The sequence below is a fragment of the Pseudomonas sp. rhizo25 genome (assembly GCF_031931935.1).
Lineage (GTDB): Bacteria > Pseudomonadota > Gammaproteobacteria > Pseudomonadales > Pseudomonadaceae > Aquipseudomonas > Aquipseudomonas synxantha.
Genome location: NZ_JAUJXA010000002.1, coordinates 270,842 through 287,862, shown reverse-complemented (window position 1 = coordinate 287,862; position 17,021 = coordinate 270,842). Strand labels below are relative to the sequence as shown.

Below are 17,021 nucleotides of genomic sequence, written 5' to 3'. Positions count from 1 at the left end.
TCCATGACCCACAGCACCGGCACCCTTTACATCATTTCCGCCCCTTCGGGCGCGGGCAAGAGCAGCCTGGTCAAGGCCTTGACCGACGCTGACGAGCAGATCCGCATCTCGGTGTCCCACACCACCCGCGCCATGCGCCCGGGCGAGGTCAATGGCGTGCACTATCACTTCGTCGAGCGCACCGAGTTCGTCAAGATGATCGAACATGGCGATTTCCTCGAACGTGCCGAAGTCTTCGGCAACCTCTACGGCACCTCCCAAAGTCACTTGCAACAAACTCTGGACGAAGGCCACGACCTGATCCTGGAAATCGATTGGCAGGGCGCCGAGCAAGTGCGCCAGCTGATGCCCAAGGCTCGCTCGATCTTCATCCTGCCGCCGTCGCTGGAAGCCTTGCACCAACGCCTGACCAACCGCGGCCAGGACAGCGACGCGATCATCGAAGGCCGCATGCGCGAGGCCGTCAGCGAAATGAGTCACTACGTCGACTACGACTACCTGATCATCAATGACGATTTCGCCCAGGCCCTGGACGATTTGAAGGCGATTTTCCGCGCCAACCAGCTCCAGCAAAAGCGTCAACAGCAACGTTTTGGCAAATTACTTGCCGAACTGCTCGGCTGATTGGCTCTTCCCAAAACTGCTGCAAGGGCCTTACATTGGCACTTGCAGCGGTTTTGCGAGGGTCTGCGAAAAATCAGCGCTTCCCTAAACGCTGGTGATTTTTTAAACTGCTCAGTCCGCTCGCCCAACCGGGCAGCGCGCATCTTGCATTCGCTCCGAGGAATACCATGGCCCGCGTAACCGTTGAAGACTGCCTAGAACACGTGGATAACCGCTTTGAGCTGGTCATGCTCTCTACCAAGCGTGCCCGTCAACTGGCCACTGGCGGCAAAGAGCCCCTGGTCCAGTGGGAAAACGACAAGCCTACCGTTGTAGCCCTGCGTGAAATCGCTGAAGGCCTGATGAGCTATGAGTTCATCGCCAACGCCGAAATCGTTGAAGACGAACCGCTGTTTGCAGCGTTCGAAGGCGAGTCCAACGAGGACGTCTAAGCCTATGCCTGGTCGACGTAGCACGGCGCGGGGTCACAGCCATCGGCAGGAGTTCACACTTTGCCGAGCATAGACGCCCTCGCCGATCGCTTATCGACCTACCTCGGCCCAGACCAGGTCAACCTGGTCCGCCGAGCGTATTTCTACGCCGAACAAGCCCACGACGGCCAACGCCGCCGCAGTGGCGAGGCGTATGTCACCCATCCTCTTGCGGTGGCAAATATTCTTGCCGACATGCACATGGACCATCAGAGCCTGATGGCTGCGATGCTGCATGACGTGATCGAAGACACCGGCATCGCCAAGGAAGCGCTCAGTGCGCAGTTTGGCGAAACCGTGGCCGAACTGGTCGACGGGGTCAGCAAACTGACCCAGATGAACTTCGAGACCAAGGCCGAAGCCCAGGCGGAAAACTTCCAGAAGATGGCCATGGCCATGGCCCGGGATATCCGGGTGATCCTGGTCAAGCTGGCCGACCGGCTGCACAACATGCGCACGCTGGAAGTGCTGTCCGGTGAAAAACGCCGGCGCATCGCCAAGGAAACCCTGGAAATCTACGCGCCCATCGCCAACCGGCTGGGCATGCACGCCATTCGCATCGAATTCGAAGACCTCGGCTTCAAGGCCATGCACCCGATGCGTTCGGCGCGCATCTACCAGGCGGTCAAGCGCGCCCGGGGCAACCGCAAGGAAATCGTCAACAAGATCGAAGAGTCCCTGAGCCATTGCCTGGCGATCGACGAAATCGAGGGCGAGGTCAGCGGCCGGCAGAAGCACATCTACGGCATTTACAAGAAGATGCGTGGCAAGCGCCGGGCCTTCAACGAGATCATGGACGTGTATGCGTTCCGGATCATCGTCGACAAGGTCGATACCTGCTACCGCGTGCTGGGCGCTGTACATAATTTGTACAAACCCCTGCCGGGGCGATTCAAGGACTACATCGCCATTCCCAAGGCCAACGGCTACCAGTCCCTGCACACCACGCTGTTCGGCATGCATGGCGTGCCCATCGAAATCCAGATCCGTACCCGCGAAATGGAAGAGATGGCCAACAACGGCATCGCCGCCCATTGGCTGTACAAGTCCAGCGGCGACGAGCAGCCCAAAGGCACCCATGCCCGCGCCCGCCAATGGGTCAAGGGCGTGCTGGAAATGCAGCAACGTGCCGGCAACTCCCTGGAATTCATCGAAAGCGTGAAGATCGACCTGTTCCCGGACGAGGTCTACGTGTTCACGCCCAAGGGCCGGATCATGGAGCTGCCAAAAGGCTCCACGGCGGTCGACTTCGCCTATGCGGTGCACACCGACGTCGGCAACAGCTGCATCGCCTGCCGCATCAATCGTCGTCTCGCACCGCTGTCCGAACCGCTGCAAAGCGGCTCCACGGTCGAGATCGTCAGTGCACCAGGCGCACGCCCGAACCCGGCGTGGCTCAACTTCGTGGTCACCGGCAAGGCACGTACGCATATTCGTCATGCCCTGAAACTGCAGCGTCGTTCCGAGTCCATCAGCCTGGGCGAACGCCTGCTGAACAAGGTGCTCAATGGCTTCGACAGCGCCCTGGACAAGATCCCGCAGGAGCGCGTGCAAGCGATGCTCCACGAATACCGCCAGGAAACCATCGAAGACCTGCTGGAAGATATCGGCCTGGGTAACCGCATGGCCTACGTGGTCGCCCGCCGCCTGCTGGGCGAAGGCGAACAGTTGCCAAGCCCTGAAGGCCCCCTGGCGATTCGTGGTACCGAGGGCCTGGTGCTCAGCTACGCCAAATGCTGCACGCCGATCCCTGGCGACCCGATTGTCGGGCACTTGTCTGCGGGAAAAGGCATGGTGGTGCACCTGGACAACTGCCGCAACATCACCGAAATCCGCCACAACCCGGAAAAATGCATCCAGCTCTCGTGGGCCAAGGATGTCACCGGCGAATTCAACGTCGAGCTGCGGGTGGAGCTGGAACACCAGCGCGGACTGATCGCCCTGCTGGCCAGCAGCGTCAACGCCGCCGACGGCAATATCGAGAAAATCAGCATGGACGAACGTGATGGTCGCATCAGCGTGGTCCAACTGGTGGTCAGTGTGCACGACCGCGTGCACCTGGCCCGCGTGATCAAGAAACTGCGCGCCTTGACCGGTGTGATCCGCATCACCCGTATGCGTGCATAACCGATCCATTACAAGGAGTCATTCATGACCAAGACAGTTATCACCAGCGATAAAGCCCCAGCCGCCATCGGCACCTACTCCCAGGCGATCAAGGCGGGCAATACCGTCTACATGTCCGGCCAGATTCCGCTGGACCCAAAGACCATGGAACTGGTTGAAGGCTTCGAAGCCCAGACCGTACAAGTCTTCGAAAACCTCAAGTCCGTGGCTGAAGCTGCCGGTGGTTCGTTCAAGGACATCGTCAAGCTGAACATCTTCCTCACCGACCTGAGCCATTTTGCCAAGGTCAACGAGATCATGGGCAAGTACTTCGAACAACCCTACCCAGCTCGCGCCGCCATCGGCGTTGCCGCCCTGCCAAAGGGCGCACAGGTTGAGATGGACGCCATTCTGGTCATCGAGTAAAACACCCGGCGCAGCCCCAAAGGCTGCGCCGGCTTCGTTTCATAAGGATTTCGTAATGCGCAAAGCGCTTGTAGCCTCTTCGTTGCTCGCACTGTTGCTGGGCGGCTGTGCCAGCAACCCGGCCGACCTGGACGTAAGCGGTACCTGGATCAACCAGGCCGCCATCGACGCGGCAGCCAAGGGCGGCCCTTTGCGTGAAGCCCTGCAATCCTATGGCCCCAACCTTGAGTGGGAGGTCAACACCAAGGCGTTGCAGGCGCGCTACTACAACGGTTTTGAAGTAGCGGAAGGCAAGTTGTCGGGTGAAAACCCCGGAGCGTGGAGCGTGGACTTCTACGGCAGCTCCGCCACCGAACTCAAGCGCAAAGGCAAACAATTGCTGCAAGTGGCCAACGACAATGAGCCAGAGCAGCTGTTCGCCCGCGCCAAAGACCCGGCCCCCGAAGGCGCACCACTGGGTGCCAACTTCGAGCGGGCGCTGTACGCGGCCTACATGGGTGGCGACTGGAAGATCACCGACGGCACAGGCAGCGGCGCCACGGTGCAGTTCCAGGCTGACGGCAAGGTCGCCGGCCTGCCCGGTGTTGACCGCTACTCGCTGTGCCTGGCGGGTGATTGCGCCTCCATGAGCGGCGGCTACGACAGCATCTGGCTGCAACTGAACGGCCAGGGCAACCCGTGGATTTTCACGCGTAAGGGTGAACAACTGGAAGTCTTCCAGGCGATCAATACCGCGCAGGCGGATGAAGTGCCTCAGTTCACCCCAGGCCCACGCCAGTGGCTGCTTGAAAAGTAATAACAGCATCACCTGAATCTAAATGTGGGAGGGGGCTTGCCCCCGATAGCATCACACCAGTCAATATTTCCTTGGCTGACTCACCGCTATCGGGAGCAAGCCCCCTCCCACATTTTTGACCGGGTTTCATCCTTTCAGGATGGAGGTATAGCCTTCCCGGTAAGTCGGGTATGTTGGCGCCCAGCCCAGCGCCTTGATGCGCGCATTGCTACATTGCTTACTGCCCGCACGCCGCACACTGGCGTCATCAGCCCATTCGGTCACACCCAGGTACTCGCGCAACCAGCCCACCACCTCGGCCAATGGCGCCGGCGCATCGTCGACACCGATGTAGACTTTGTCCAATGTACCGCCCTGCTCTACGTGCCGCAGTAAAAACGCCAGCAGCCCGGCCGCATCATCAGCGTGAATCCGGTTGCCATATAAAGGCGGGTCAATCGCTACCCGATAGCCTTGGCGCACCTGGGTCAACAGCCATTCGCGCCCCGGACCGTAAATTCCGGTCAGCCGCACGACACTGGCGGGGATGCCGCTGTCGAGCGCCACTTGCTCTGCCTCCAGCATCACCTGCCCGGAGTAACCCTTCGCTTGCGTCTCTGACGTTTCGTCGACCCATTCGCCGTTCTGCTGCCCATACACGCTGCTGCTGGATACGAACAACAGATGTTTCGGCTCCTGGCCGTAGTCCTTCAACCACTCCAGCACATGTTGTAGCCCCTGCACGTAAGCGGCGCGATAGCCGGCTTCGTCATGGTCGGTGGCAGCGGCGCAATACACCAGGTAATCCACCCCGCCGATAGGCCAGGTGTCAGGGCAATCCTTGTCGAACAGGTCGCCGGCGATGCCAATCACCCCGTCGGGCAGGCGCGAAATATCGCGGCGCAAGCCATGAACCTCCCATTCCGAGGCCAGCAATTGGCTAGCCAGCCGACTACCCACATCGCCGCAACCGGCAATCACAACAGAAGGCACAGACATCACAAAACTCCGTTCTTAAAGGTGCAGATTAGCCGCCAGGCATGACCAGCGGCCAGAAAAAGCACAAATAAAGTTACTGTATTACTTCTGTTAACAAGAATTACTTGCAATAATAACCACCCATTTGTCCTCGACCCCCTGGGTCTGGAAGGACAATCACCCATTTTTTCTCTCAGGTCCGGCCAGCATGACACGTAATACAAACCCCGCTTCGCCAACCAAGCCTCACAGCCCATCCCGCGCCTGGCGTGCGATTGCTGCGATGCTGTTCAGCGTACTGCTGGCACCGACCGCCGCATTCGCTGATGCCACCGCCCCCGCCGCTCCGGCTGCCACTGAGCAAAATGCTGCTACCCCGGCGGCCGTTCCAGCTCCGGCGCCAGCCGCTACCGATCCGGCCCAGGCTGCGGGCGACGCTGCACCTGCCGACGAAACTGGCGTAGTGCTGGAAGAAGACAACACCCTGGGCATGGCCCACGACCTGTCGCCATGGGGCATGTACCAGAACGCCGACGTGGTGGTGAAGGCCGTGATGATCGGCCTGGCCATCGCCTCGATCATCACCTGGACCATCTGGATTGCCAAAGGCTTCGAGCTACTGGGCGCCAAGCGTCGTCTGCGTGCTGAAATCGTCCACCTGAAAAAAGCCACCACCCTCAAGGAAGCGAGCGAAACCGCGACCAGGAAGGGCACTCTGGCCAACACCCTGGTGCACGACGCCCTGGAAGAAATGCGCCTGTCGGCCAATACCCGCGAAAAAGAAGGTATCAAGGAGCGCGTGGCTTTCCGCCTCGAGCGCCTGGTTGCGGCCTGCGGCCGCAACATGAGCAGCGGCACCGGCGTACTCGCCACTATCGGCTCCACCGCACCGTTCGTCGGCCTTTTCGGCACCGTATGGGGCATCATGAACAGCTTCATCGGCATCGCCAAGACCCAGACCACCAACCTCGCCGTTGTTGCCCCCGGCATCGCCGAAGCCCTGCTGGCTACCGCCCTGGGCCTGGTTGCCGCGATTCCTGCGGTGGTGATCTACAACGTCTTCGCCCGTTCGATTGCCGGCTACAAGGCCCAGGTTTCGGATGCATCGGCAGAAGTCCTGTTGCTGGTCAGCCGTGACCTCGATCACCTGCCTACCGAGCGCAGCTCGCAACCGCACATGGTGAAAGTGGGGTAATCGGCCATGGGCCTGCATTTGAATCAAGGCGACGACGAGCTCGTCGAGAACCACGAAATCAACGTCACACCGTTTATCGACGTGATGCTGGTGCTGCTGATCATCTTCATGGTGGCGGCACCGCTGGCCACCGTGGACATCAAGGTGGACCTGCCAGCATCCAGCGCCAAGCCGGCGCCGCGGCCGGAGAAACCGATCTTCCTCAGTGTCAAGGCAGACCAACGCCTGTTCCTGGGCGAAGAAGAAGTCAAGACTGAAAGCCTGGGCCCGGTGCTCGATGCCAAGACTCAGGGTAAGAAAGACACGACGATCTTCTTCCAGGCCGACAAAGGCGTGGACTACGGCGACCTGATGAGCGTGATGGATGCCCTGCGGGCAGCCGGCTACCTCAAGGTGGGCCTGGTCGGACTTGAGACGGCAGCCAAGAAATGATCACGACGCGCCACAAACTGACGCGTTATGGCACCAGCCTCGCCGTCGTGCTGGGCGTGCATGCCGTCGCGATCATCATCGCGCTCCAATGGTCCGCGCCGCAGGTGATCCAGTTACCACCCGCCGCCATGGTCATCGACCTGGCGCCGATGCCAGCGCCGCCGCCTCCGGCACCGCCCAAGGTGGTGACGCCACCGCAGCCACCTGCCCCGGTGGAAGAGCTGCCTCTGCCAAAAATGGCCGAGGCGCCCAAGCCAACGATCCAGGTACCCAAGCCGGTCAAGCCCAAGCCTAAACCGAAACCGCCCAAGCCCGTGGAGAAGAAGCCCGAGCCACCCAAGGAAAAACCTTCCGAGGAGCCACCGAGCGAAACTCCACCGACCAATACACCGGCGGAAAAATCGGCCCAGCCCGCACCAGGCCCATCGGCACAGCAGATAGCGGCCCAGGCGTCCTGGCAAAGCACCCTGCTGGCGCACCTGCAGAAGTACAAGAAGTACCCACCCGCCGCCCAACAGCGCGGCAAGGAGGGTATGAACCGCTTGCGCTTTGTGGTCGATGCCGAAGGCAACGTGTTGTCCTACGAGCTGGAAGGCCGCTCCGGCAATGCCGACCTGGACCGTGCGACGCTGGAGATGATCCGCAAGGCCCAGCCGCTGCCCAAGCCACCAGCCGACCTGCTGAAAAATGGCAGCGTCGAACTCGTTGCGCCGTTCGTCTACAACATCGACAAACGTCGCCGCTAGATCCATCTACACAGCTATGCGGGAGATATTTTCTCCCGCATGCGCTGGCGCCACATCAGCAAAATTTCCGACATTCCTCACTTAATCCCCAGCAAAGTTCTGATAACGTGCGTCTATCGATTGCAGCCGGTATGCTTGGCCTGCAACCTCATGGACGCCCGCTATGACTCTTACAGAATTACGCTACATCGTGACCCTCGCCCAGGAACAGCACTTCGGCCACGCGGCCGAGCGTTGCCATGTCAGCCAGCCGACGCTGTCGGTGGGCGTGAAAAAGCTTGAAGATGAACTCGGTGTGCTGATTTTCGAGCGCAGCAAGAGCGCGGTGCGCCTCACTCCGGTAGGCGAAGGCATCGTGGCCCAGGCCCAGAAGGTCCTGGAACAAGCGCAAAGCATTCGCGAACTGGCCCAGGCCGGCAAAAACCAGCTCACCGCACCGCTCAAGGTCGGCGCGATCTACACCGTTGGCCCTTACCTGTTCCCGCACCTGATCCCGCAACTGCACCGCGTCGCACCGCAGATGCCGCTGTATATCGAAGAAAACTTCACCCACGTGCTGCGCGACAAACTGCGCAACGGCGAGTTGGACGCGATCATTATCGCCCTGCCGTTCAACGAGGCGGACGTACTCACGCTACCGCTCTACGACGAGCCGTTCTACGTGTTGATGCCGGCCTCCCACCCGTGGACCAAGAAGGACACCATCGACGCCGCCCTGCTCAACGACAAGAGCCTGCTGCTGCTCGGCGAAGGCCACTGCTTCCGCGACCAGGTATTGGAAGCCTGCCCGACCCTGACCAAGGGCAGCGACGGCGCCAAGCACACCACGGTGGAATCCAGCTCACTGGAAACCATTCGCCATATGGTCGCTTCCGGCCTGGGCATCTCGATCCTGCCGCTGTCAGCCGTAGACAGCCATCACTACGCCCAGGGCGTGATCGAAGTGCGCCCACTCACCCCTCCGGTGCCGTTCCGCACCGTGGCGATCGCCTGGCGCGCCAGCTTCCCACGCCCCAAAGCGATTGAGATCCTCGCCGATTCGATCCGCCTGTGCTCGGTGGCCAAGCCGCCCGTCGCGAGCTAAGCAACCGTATGACTGAGCTGTCGCAGGTGCCGGTGACGGCACTCAAGGGTGTCGGTGAGGCCATGGCCGAGAAGCTGGCCAAGGTCGGCCTGGAAAACCTCCAGGACGTGCTGTTCCATTTGCCCCTGCGCTACCAGGATCGCACCCGCGTAGTGCCCATCGGCCACTTGCGCCCCGGGCAGGACGCGGTGATCGAAGGCACCGTCAGCGGCGCCGACGTGGTGATGGGCAAGCGCCGCAGCCTGGTGGTGCGCCTGCAGGATGGCACCGGCGGCTTGAGTTTGCGCTTCTACCATTTCAGCAACGCGCAGAAAGAGGGCCTAAAGCGTGGTACCCGCGTGCGCTGCTACGGCGAGGCGCGCCCTGGCGCTTCGGGCCTGGAAATCTACCACCCGGAATACCGCGCCATTACCGGCGACGAGCCCCCACCGGTAGATACCACGCTCACACCGATCTACCCGCTGACCGAAGGCCTGACCCAGCAACGCCTGCGCCAGCTGTGCATGCAGACCCTGACCATGCTCGGCCCGCAAAGCCTGCCCGACTGGCTGCCCCTGGAGCTGGCCCGCGACTATCAACTGGCGCCCCTGGCTGATGCGATCCGCTACCTGCACCACCCACCCGCCGACGCCGATGTGGACGAACTGGCCCTGGGGCATCACTGGGCCCAGCATCGCCTGGCCTTCGAAGAACTGCTGACCCATCAGCTGTCCCAGCAGCGCCTGCGCGAGAGCATGCGCTCCTTGCGTGCGCCAGCGTTGCCCAAGGCCACGCGACTGCCCGCGCAATACCTGGCCAACCTCGGCTTTGCGCCGACCGGAGCGCAACAGCGCGTAGGTAATGAAATTGCCTACGACTTGAGCCAGCAGGAACCCATGCTGCGCCTGATCCAAGGCGATGTGGGCGCGGGCAAGACCGTGGTCGCCGCCCTCGCCGCCCTGCAGGCGCTGGAAGCCGGTTACCAAGTGGCGCTGATGGCGCCGACGGAAATCCTCGCCGAACAACATTTCATTACTTTCAAACGCTGGCTAGAGCCCTTGGGCCTGGAAGTCGCGTGGCTGGCAGGCAAGCTCAAGGGCAAGAACCGCGCCAGCGCCCTGGAGCAAATCGCCGCCGGCGCACCGATGGTGGTGGGTACCCATGCATTGTTCCAGGACGAAGTTCAGTTCAAGAACCTTGCCTTGGTCATCATTGACGAACAGCACCGCTTCGGCGTGCAACAGCGCCTGGCCCTGCGCCAGAAAGGCGTGGGCGGGCGCATGAACCCGCACCAGTTGATCATGACCGCCACCCCGATTCCGCGCACCCTGGCCATGAGCGCCTACGCCGACCTCGACACCTCGATCCTCGACGAACTGCCGCCCGGGCGTACCCCGGTCAATACCGTGCTGGTCACCGACACCCGGCGCGTCGAAGTGATAGAGCGCGTGCGCGGCGCCTGTGCCGAAGGCCGTCAGGCGTACTGGGTGTGCACCTTGATCGAAGAGTCTGAAGAGCTGACCTGCCAGGCCGCCGAGACCACCTACGAAGACCTCACCAGCGCCTTGGGCGAGCTCAAGGTCGGGCTGATCCATGGGCGCATGAAACCTGCGGAAAAAGCCGCGGTGATGGCCGAGTTCAAGGCCGGCAACCTGCAATTGCTGGTGGCGACCACGGTGATCGAAGTGGGCGTGGACGTGCCCAACGCCAGCCTGATGATCATCGAAAACCCCGAGCGCCTGGGACTGGCGCAACTGCACCAACTGCGCGGCCGGGTCGGCCGGGGCAGTGCTGCCAGCCACTGCGTGTTGCTGTATCACCCGCCGCTGTCGCAGATCGGTCGTCAGCGCCTGGGTATCATGCGCGAAACCAATGACGGTTTTGTCATCGCCGAAAAAGACCTCGAACTGCGCGGTCCGGGTGAAATGCTCGGCACGCGCCAGACCGGCCTGCTGCAATTCAAGGTTGCCGACCTGATGCGCGACGCCGATCTGTTGCCTGCAGTGCGCGACGCGGCGCAAGCCTTGCTCGAACGCTGGCCCGATCACGTCAGCCCGTTGCTGGATCGCTGGCTGCGGCACGGGCAGCAATACGGCCAAGTGTGACGCCTGACGCACTTATCCGACCAACACCTGTATCAAGCTGGTTATACTCCAATGAATGTAAGAAATTGGATCAGGCCATGTCAGAAGTTGCCCTCGCCACAGCCCCACTGACCGCCCCGCCGGTCATTCGGGCGCTGCTCGCCAAGCTCGCCATCCCCTACACGGAAGTCATCGAACAACCTGGCATGAACCCTGCTAAAAAGGTCCAGGCGGTGTTGCTTGAAGATGCGGTTGGCGCACTCATGGTGCTGTTCCCCCAAAGCCAGTTGCTTGACCTCAACCGCCTCGCCGAACTCACGGGTCGCCGCCTCACGGCCGTTGCCCCTGAGCGCGTCGAACGCATGCTCGGCAAGCATGCCCTGAGTCTGCTGCCGGGCCTGCCGGCACTCACCAGTTCACCGTGCCTGTATGAAGGCAGCCTGCTCAACGAGCCGAGCCTGCTGGTGCATTCGGGCGAAGCCGGACTGTTGCTGGAAATCCCCGGCGACGCGTTCAAGGGTATGCTGACCAAGGCCAGCGCCGCGCACTTCGGTGAACCGCTGAGCAATATCCGCCCAAACCTCGACCGCCCCAATGATGACCGCGAGGAAATCACCCAGGCGATGCAGGCGTTCACCGCCCGCCGTATCCAGCAACGTCTTGAGGCGACCATCGAGATTCCACCGCTGGCCGACACGGCGCAAAAGATCATCAAGCTGCGCGTCGACCCCAACGCCACCATCGATGACATCACCGGCGTGGTGGAAACCGACCCGGCCCTCGCCGCCCAGGTGGTGAGTTGGGCCGCGTCGCCCTACTACGCATCACCGGGCAAGATCCGTTCAGTCGAAGATGCCATCGTGCGCGTACTGGGCTTCGATCTGGTGATCAACCTGGCCCTCGGCCTGGCCCTGGGCAAGACCCTGAGCCTGCCCAAGGACCGTCCGCATCAGTCCACGCCCTATTGGCACCAGTCGATCTACACCGCCGCCGTGATCGAGGGCCTGACCCGCGCCATACCCCGCGCCCAGCGCCCGGAAGCCGGCCTGACGTACCTGGCCGGCCTGCTGCACAACTTCGGCTACCTGCTGCTGGCCCACGTGTTCCCGCCGCACTTTTCGCTGATCTGCCGGCATCTGGAGGTCAACCCGCACCTGTGCCACAGCTATGTCGAGCAGCACTTGCTAGGTATCACCCGCGAGCAGATCGGTGCCTGGCTGATGCGCTATTGGGACATGCCCGACGAACTGTCCACCGCCCTGCGCTTTCAGCACGATCCGACCTATGACGGGCAATACGCTGAGTATCCGAATCTGGTGTGTTTGGCCGTACGCTTGTTGCGCAGCCGGGGGATTGGTTCCGGGCCCGACGAGACCATTCCAGATGCGCTGCTTGAGCGTCTGGGCCTGAGTCGTGAGAAGGCTGAGGAAGTAGTCGGCAAGGTGCTGGATGCCGAGGTGTTGTTGCGCGAACTGGCTTCCCAGTTCACCCAGGGCTGAATGTGTAGCCCCTCAGGCCGCTATCGGGAGCAAGCCCCCTCCCACATTTGCCTGCATTCCAACGTTGGAACTCAATCAAATGTGGGAGGGGGCTTGCTCCCGATGCATCCAACTCGGCCTACCTGAAACCCTACTTCTTCTTTTTCGGCTTCAAATACTTGGTCAACCCCTGAAACCAGATTACCAGCGCCGGGTTGCCCTTGATCTGGATCTATTGATCGTTCCCACGCTCTGCGCTCATCGCTCTACACAAATCTCGATGAGCACAGAGCGAGGGAACAATCACTAACCGAGTAACGGAAGGTAGATCAGTCGTGGTTCTTATCAATCAATGTAAACACCAACGCCTTTACTTGAAAAGTGGGGCTGTACTTGCAGATCAACTTGATATTCGGATATGTACTTGGATCAAGGCGATAGGCATCCCATCCTCCAGTCATGCCCACGGGCTGTGGCATTTTTACAGGAGCACTCGATTCTATCGGGACGCCGAAATGAGACCGAATGTCGGATTTTGTCATCGTAGAAGCGAGCGGTTTGGGCAGCTCGCCCTTATATTCAACCGTTGAGGGAGTGCTTTTGATCAGAGTGATGAATAGCGTTTCCAATCGCTTGGTTTCTGCCCAAAAACTCAAGGAAAGACCCAATGCCGGTTCCAAGTGTAGGCGATCCCGCCCTTCATAAAGTTCCTGTAATGGCTGGTTCGGTATCAACCCTTCGGCAATCAAAACGTCGTAGCGCCTGCCAAGACTCCTGATCCAGCCCTCGATAGTTTTCGCATTCATCAATACCACCCCTGTTCTTTAGCGAGCCTATGCAGCTGCTCTCGAGCCACTTCAATGTCCGCATCGGTGAAGCCTTCTTCAAGAAGGCCGCGTTTAATCGCATTGAAATTGCTGTCCACTGCTGCCCTAAGGTCGGAGGCATCCTGCACCTGCTTTGCTTTGGTACTACGCCCCCCGTAGGTCTCACTGTATTTTTGATGGACTCGGGCAGGAATAGCGATGCTTGGGGCTCGTCGAAGGTAATCCCTTATTTCCCGTGGATCCATTTCTCCGTCAAGTTTTAATAAAACGGCTTCAAGCACTTTACGAGCCGGAAGATGATCGATGTCATAACCATCTTTGATGCTACGACTGCTCAAGTCGTCATATGCCCCAACTTCCAGTGGAGTAACCATTGGCTTGGCAAACACCAAATACAACGGCGGCAGACCCGAATCAGCAGGAAACGAAATGATCGTATCCTGCCAGGTGACGTCCTCAGCTTCCCGACCTGGGTAGTGACTGATTACCGAATCTTGCCCCACTGCAACCGGATGAACGAACAAATTATCCAATCGCTCCGGTGTACCTGGGTATGGGCTCGGCGCACTGACCACCGGTCCACGGTTCGGCGTCCAGTGATGCTGATGCCATCCAGCACCGCCACCATCGCGCTGTTGTCCGCATTCCATCCGGCTTGCGCAACGGGCACGCGATCAACACCACTCTCAGGCTTGGTATGTATGCCGTAAACACGCAGTTCACCTGACTCATCCTGGCGAAACTGGAAACGCACCCGCGTACTGGCCGAGCGCATACCGGCCAACTGTGCGGGGCTGTACAGCGTTGAATCACCGATATCTCGCGGCCAAAAAGCCAGAAGCACGACGTTGAGGGCCGAACTGGCGCCGGCCAGCCCTCGTACAGCCCAGGCCCCGAGGTCGCTGCCGAGCGTTCCGGAGACCCTGCCGACGGCGCCCGTCGTACCGGTTGAGGCCATGACGGCCGTGGTGCCGAAGTTCCTGGCGTTTTCCGGGCCGGTTCCCGCAGCGGTAGAACCGGCCGGCACCGAAACGCATGATTTGGCGAAAACGCATGCATCAGCGGCACGATTCGGCGCAACGGGCGCGGAAAAGCTGGGAGGGGGCGAGACGGATGCGGTCGGTCCCATTCCAGCGGCGGTGAATCGTTGAGGCTGGGGGCCGAACTGCTGAGATTTGAAGCTCTGATTGGCAATCAACTCCGGCGGCGGATCGCATTTGCAGATACACAGATCCCCCTCAAGCGCCGCCTGCTTGCCGTCCCACTCTTCGTGCAGATGAGGGCCGGTGAGCGCGATGAAGCCTTCAGTGCCGCAGGCTGGACAAGCGACCCGGTCACCCTCCCTTGAGATCAATTGGCCGTTGAAACTGGTGCGCTCACAACCGCTGATCACTTTGCCACCCGCCGTGGTGGTTGAACCCGTGGTGATGTTGTAGCGCCTCACATATGGCTCTGCACGCGGTCGTTGAGAGGGGTGTTGACTGGGCCGATTGACTGCAGGACCTGAGTATCAGTGCTCTTCATGGTTTGTCCTTTTTTACGCGTACGGGTGCTCAAACGCGGTCGTGGCGTTGAGTTATGCAAAGAGGAAATGGCAAGGAAGATGTTGCTGACTAGCACAGAGCCAAACAACTGTCCGTTCGGCTAGGTATTGGGAAAAACAGAAACATCCGACAACTCTTTGAGGTTGCCCCTAGGAAACGCGGCCTCTAGTCTCCGTACACCGCTGCAAACTCAGCGGTCGGGCGTCGCGGCCCGGATTGATTAAGTACTGCCTCCTTTCAGTTGACGCTTTTTTATCGTCTACTGTGCTGCGTTATGGTGGCTGTGCGCGGGATACCTTCGGGTATGCCGGTTTCCTTAATCTCCGGTCCGCGAACCTGCGCACAGCTGCCACCCCATCGCATCGCGGCGATCAATGGCAGCTCCACTTAGATTAAGGGATTTCATAATGATCAAACCCACCCCCAACCCTCCCATCCGCCTGTTCACCGTTGCCGACGGTATCAGCACCGAAGACCTGTTGATCAACCTCAGCGAAACACTTGCTTCGGCCAATGCGCTGAGCTGCGACCTGGCCTTTAACTTAGAAGGTTCACCACGAGAGGAACTGCTGGGCGTTGCGCAACTGATTGAGCTGGCACAGTTGTTGGCTGATCGAGTACTCACTGTCTCAGGACAGGTAAGCCCGTGAGATGACGGACTGACCCCTTTTGCGAGCAAGTCACTTCCCATATTTGACCGAATTCCAGCTATGGAATGCATTCCAAGTGTGGGAGGGGGCTTGCTCCCGATGAATCCAACTCGGTTTTACTGAAAAACCTCAGCTCTTCTTTTTCTTCGGCTTCAAATACTTGGTAAGCCCCTGAAACCAGATCACCAGCGCCGGGTTGCCCTTGATCTGGATCGACTTGTCCTGAATCCCCGTCATGAACGCCAGTTGCTTGTTCTTCGCCTGCATGGTGGCGAAGCCATAGGCGGCATCCTTGAAGGCAATCGCAAAGGCAGGCTCAGGGTGAACACCTGAACGGCTGGTGATGCGCTGGTCTTTGACAATGAAGTGACGGGCAACCTTGCCGTCGAGGGTCTGCAGCTGGAAGGCCAGGTCTTTGTCACCCAGTTGCTGCTGGAACGCGGGGTTGGTGCGGCTGGCTTTGCCCATCATCAGGCCCAGCACCCACAGGAGAAGACGAAATTTCATGCACACGGCCTCGGTGTATTTATTGGAGTGGCCGCAGCAGTGTAACGATTTGCAAAAAGAACGCCACCGATCTCGCGCTTTAGACGCAGATCGGCGGGCGTTTAACGCTTATAGCAACAAGTGCTTAGACGTTAGGGCAAGGCACTGGTGCCCAGTCGACCAGGTTCGGGTTAGTGCAGTTGAGCTTGAGTTGCGAATCACCCGCGTTGGCCACCTGCTTGCTTTCAGCTTGCTTGGCCTGGGCCGTTTGCAAGGTCTTCTCGGTGGTGACCGCTTCTTTCGGCACGGTTGGCAGCACTGGCTTTTTCGGTGGCTTGGTACCCGTGCCTTTTTTCTTGGTCGGTGTCACAACAGGTGCCGCATCGGCCTGGGCCACGGTGACCACGTCGGCACGCTGTACGCCGACTTGTTGCAGGTCTTTTTCGTAGGCCTGGGTGTAGTTGTTCAGATCTTCGCTGGCTTTGCCGTTGACCGCAACGATCAGGTCATTGGATTCCTTGAGGCCCGCAACGATTTCCGCCAGGCGCTTGCGGCCTTCGGTGTCGTTGACAGTCTTGGCTTTGCGGTCGGCCACCAGCTTGGTGAACGCGCTCTGGTAGCACTGTTGCGAAGCCTTGGCGTAGGCGGTGCTGCGGTCGATGTCGGAGACGCTTTTGTTCACGTCAGCGGCATAGGAGGCAATGCGCTGGTTGTCATCGGCAATCTGCTTCTGACGCTCGGTGTAGTAACCCGCCGCGCCGCCGGCCAGGGCGCCGCCCGCAGCACCGATGGCGGCGTTACGGCCACGCTTTTCCTTGTCGCCGGTCAGGGCGCCCAACAACGCACCGCCGGCCGCGCCGATGGCGGCACCGGTCACCACCGACTTGGTCATGTTCGAATCGGTAGCGCGCAGGTGCTGCACCGGCTCGTAGCAGTTGGGGTAGTACTCGACCTTGGTGCTCGACGCGACCTTGGAGGCTGGCGACGTAGCGCAACCAGTCAACACGGTGCTGAAACCGGCTGCGATCAGCAGCAGGTGACGCTTGGAAACCGCCTTACGGGAAAAAAGCATAGGTGTGATCTCTATTAAGTTTGACTTGCCCAGCACGGCCCACCGCCGCCTGAGTCCTTTCCAAG

The 17,021-nt window shown here is 60.2% G+C and carries 18 protein-coding genes and 1 pseudogene; 12 read left to right on the top strand and 7 right to left on the bottom strand.

Annotated elements, in window-relative coordinates; all coding sequences use genetic code 11:
• Positions 1-3 precede the first annotated feature (3 nt).
• The 5 genes from gmk to QZR30_RS04895 all read left to right on the top strand — a co-directional run bounded on the left by gmk (position 4) and on the right by QZR30_RS04895 (position 4,422).
• Positions 4-624: a guanylate kinase gene (gene gmk, locus QZR30_RS04915; protein ID WP_046070092.1), complete on the top strand. Its 621-nt coding sequence runs from the start codon at positions 4-6 to the stop codon at positions 622-624.
• 167 nt (positions 625-791) lie between these two features.
• A complete protein-coding gene (gene rpoZ, locus QZR30_RS04910; protein WP_003195508.1) occupies positions 792-1,055 on the top strand; it encodes a DNA-directed RNA polymerase subunit omega in 264 nt (87 codons plus the stop codon).
• A gap of 60 nt (positions 1,056-1,115) precedes the next feature.
• Positions 1,116-3,221, top strand: coding sequence for a bifunctional GTP diphosphokinase/guanosine-3',5'-bis pyrophosphate 3'-pyrophosphohydrolase (gene spoT / locus QZR30_RS04905; protein ID WP_015886535.1), 2,106 nt, complete (start codon positions 1,116-1,118; stop codon positions 3,219-3,221).
• Positions 3,222-3,245: 24 nt separating this feature from the next.
• A complete protein-coding gene (locus QZR30_RS04900) occupies positions 3,246-3,626 on the top strand; it encodes a RidA family protein (protein ID WP_003176922.1) in 381 nt (126 codons plus the stop codon).
• Between the two features lie 55 nt (positions 3,627-3,681).
• Positions 3,682-4,422 carry a hypothetical protein gene (locus QZR30_RS04895; protein ID WP_311902997.1) on the top strand — a complete coding sequence of 247 codons (741 nt, stop codon included), beginning with the start codon at positions 3,682-3,684 and terminating at the stop codon, positions 4,420-4,422.
• 126 nt (positions 4,423-4,548) lie between these two features.
• Here the strand turns inward: QZR30_RS04895 and QZR30_RS04890 are convergent, their stop codons facing one another.
• A complete protein-coding gene (locus QZR30_RS04890; protein ID WP_046070094.1) occupies positions 4,549-5,400 on the bottom strand; it encodes an SDR family oxidoreductase in 852 nt (283 codons plus the stop codon).
• A gap of 187 nt (positions 5,401-5,587) precedes the next feature.
• On the opposite strand from QZR30_RS04890, the gene exbB reads away from it, so the two are divergent.
• The 6 genes from exbB (at position 5,588) to QZR30_RS04860 (ending at position 12,398) form a co-directional block, all read left to right on the top strand.
• Positions 5,588-6,574: a tonB-system energizer ExbB gene (gene exbB / locus QZR30_RS04885; protein WP_056847474.1), complete on the top strand. Its 987-nt coding sequence runs from the start codon at positions 5,588-5,590 to the stop codon at positions 6,572-6,574.
• Between the two features lie 6 nt (positions 6,575-6,580).
• The gene (gene exbD, locus QZR30_RS04880) at positions 6,581-7,006 is read left to right on the top strand and encodes a TonB system transport protein ExbD (RefSeq protein ID WP_003176926.1); all 426 of its coding nucleotides are present in this window, start codon (positions 6,581-6,583) and stop codon (positions 7,004-7,006) included.
• A complete protein-coding gene (locus QZR30_RS04875; RefSeq protein ID WP_043048079.1) occupies positions 7,003-7,752 on the top strand; it encodes an energy transducer TonB family protein in 750 nt (249 codons plus the stop codon). The genes exbD and QZR30_RS04875 overlap by 4 nt, the downstream gene beginning before the upstream one ends.
• Before the next feature lie 163 nt (positions 7,753-7,915).
• Positions 7,916-8,836: a hydrogen peroxide-inducible genes activator gene (locus QZR30_RS04870; protein ID WP_046070096.1), complete on the top strand. Its 921-nt coding sequence runs from the start codon at positions 7,916-7,918 to the stop codon at positions 8,834-8,836.
• Between the two features lie 8 nt (positions 8,837-8,844).
• Entirely contained in the window at positions 8,845-10,920 is a 2,076-nt protein-coding gene (gene recG / locus QZR30_RS04865; protein WP_046072605.1) for an ATP-dependent DNA helicase RecG, read from the top strand.
• Positions 10,921-10,997: 77 nt separating this feature from the next.
• Complete coding sequence (locus QZR30_RS04860; protein WP_311902995.1) at positions 10,998-12,398, top strand: aminoacyl-tRNA deacylase and HDOD domain-containing protein; 1,401 nt, start codon at positions 10,998-11,000, stop codon at positions 12,396-12,398.
• 130 nt (positions 12,399-12,528) lie between these two features.
• Here the strand turns inward: QZR30_RS04860 and QZR30_RS04855 are convergent.
• The 4 genes and pseudogenes from QZR30_RS04855 to QZR30_RS04840 form a co-directional block, all read right to left on the bottom strand.
• Positions 12,529-12,609 (bottom strand): annotated as a pseudogene (locus tag QZR30_RS04855) (helicase); the annotation flags it as partial.
• Positions 12,610-12,706: 97 nt separating this feature from the next.
• Positions 12,707-13,183, bottom strand: a complete 477-nt coding sequence (locus tag QZR30_RS04850; RefSeq protein WP_057023323.1) for a DUF6392 family protein — start codon at positions 13,181-13,183, stop codon at positions 12,707-12,709.
• Positions 13,183-13,779: an S-type pyocin domain-containing protein gene (locus QZR30_RS04845; protein WP_311902994.1), complete on the bottom strand. Its 597-nt coding sequence runs from the start codon at positions 13,777-13,779 to the stop codon at positions 13,183-13,185. The genes QZR30_RS04850 and QZR30_RS04845 overlap by 1 nt, the downstream gene beginning before the upstream one ends.
• Positions 13,689-14,648: a PAAR domain-containing protein gene (locus QZR30_RS04840; protein WP_311902993.1), complete on the bottom strand. Its 960-nt coding sequence runs from the start codon at positions 14,646-14,648 to the stop codon at positions 13,689-13,691. The genes QZR30_RS04845 and QZR30_RS04840 overlap by 91 nt, the downstream gene beginning before the upstream one ends.
• A gap of 507 nt (positions 14,649-15,155) precedes the next feature.
• On the opposite strand from QZR30_RS04840, the gene QZR30_RS04835 reads away from it, so the two are divergent.
• Positions 15,156-15,398: a DUF6124 family protein gene (locus tag QZR30_RS04835; RefSeq protein ID WP_046070102.1), complete on the top strand. Its 243-nt coding sequence runs from the start codon at positions 15,156-15,158 to the stop codon at positions 15,396-15,398.
• A gap of 129 nt (positions 15,399-15,527) precedes the next feature.
• On the opposite strand, the gene QZR30_RS04830 is transcribed toward QZR30_RS04835, so the two are convergent.
• Positions 15,528-15,905 carry a hypothetical protein gene (locus QZR30_RS04830; RefSeq protein ID WP_046070103.1) on the bottom strand — a complete coding sequence of 126 codons (378 nt, stop codon included), beginning with the start codon at positions 15,903-15,905 and terminating at the stop codon, positions 15,528-15,530.
• 124 nt (positions 15,906-16,029) lie between these two features.
• Positions 16,030-16,956, bottom strand: a complete 927-nt coding sequence (tagQ, locus tag QZR30_RS04825) for a type VI secretion system-associated lipoprotein TagQ (protein WP_046070104.1) — start codon at positions 16,954-16,956, stop codon at positions 16,030-16,032.
• Positions 16,957-17,021 lie beyond the last annotated feature (65 nt).

Excerpts from the sequence above, each read along its gene's own strand:
- tagQ (WP_046070104.1), bottom strand. The coding sequence starts at position 16,956 with ATGCTTTTTTCCCGTAAGGCGGTTTCCAAGCGTCACCTGCTGCTGATC.
- QZR30_RS04860 (WP_311902995.1), top strand. The coding sequence starts at position 10,998 with ATGTCAGAAGTTGCCCTCGCCACAGCCCCACTGACCGCCCCGCCGGTC.
- QZR30_RS04890 (WP_046070094.1), bottom strand. The coding sequence starts at position 5,400 with ATGTCTGTGCCTTCTGTTGTGATTGCCGGTTGCGGCGATGTGGGTAGT.
- QZR30_RS04895 (WP_311902997.1), top strand. The coding sequence starts at position 3,682 with ATGCGCAAAGCGCTTGTAGCCTCTTCGTTGCTCGCACTGTTGCTGGGC.
- QZR30_RS04870 (WP_046070096.1), top strand. The coding sequence starts at position 7,916 with ATGACTCTTACAGAATTACGCTACATCGTGACCCTCGCCCAGGAACAG.
- recG (WP_046072605.1), top strand. The coding sequence starts at position 8,845 with ATGACTGAGCTGTCGCAGGTGCCGGTGACGGCACTCAAGGGTGTCGGT.
- QZR30_RS04900 (WP_003176922.1), top strand. The coding sequence starts at position 3,246 with ATGACCAAGACAGTTATCACCAGCGATAAAGCCCCAGCCGCCATCGGC.
- exbB (WP_056847474.1), top strand. The coding sequence starts at position 5,588 with ATGACACGTAATACAAACCCCGCTTCGCCAACCAAGCCTCACAGCCCA.
- exbD (WP_003176926.1), top strand. The coding sequence starts at position 6,581 with ATGGGCCTGCATTTGAATCAAGGCGACGACGAGCTCGTCGAGAACCAC.
- QZR30_RS04835 (WP_046070102.1), top strand. The coding sequence starts at position 15,156 with ATGATCAAACCCACCCCCAACCCTCCCATCCGCCTGTTCACCGTTGCC.
- gmk (WP_046070092.1), top strand. The coding sequence starts at position 4 with ATGACCCACAGCACCGGCACCCTTTACATCATTTCCGCCCCTTCGGGC.
- QZR30_RS04830 (WP_046070103.1), bottom strand. The coding sequence starts at position 15,905 with ATGAAATTTCGTCTTCTCCTGTGGGTGCTGGGCCTGATGATGGGCAAA.
- QZR30_RS04850 (WP_057023323.1), bottom strand. The coding sequence starts at position 13,183 with ATGAATGCGAAAACTATCGAGGGCTGGATCAGGAGTCTTGGCAGGCGC.
- rpoZ (WP_003195508.1), top strand. The coding sequence starts at position 792 with ATGGCCCGCGTAACCGTTGAAGACTGCCTAGAACACGTGGATAACCGC.
- QZR30_RS04875 (WP_043048079.1), top strand. The coding sequence starts at position 7,003 with ATGATCACGACGCGCCACAAACTGACGCGTTATGGCACCAGCCTCGCC.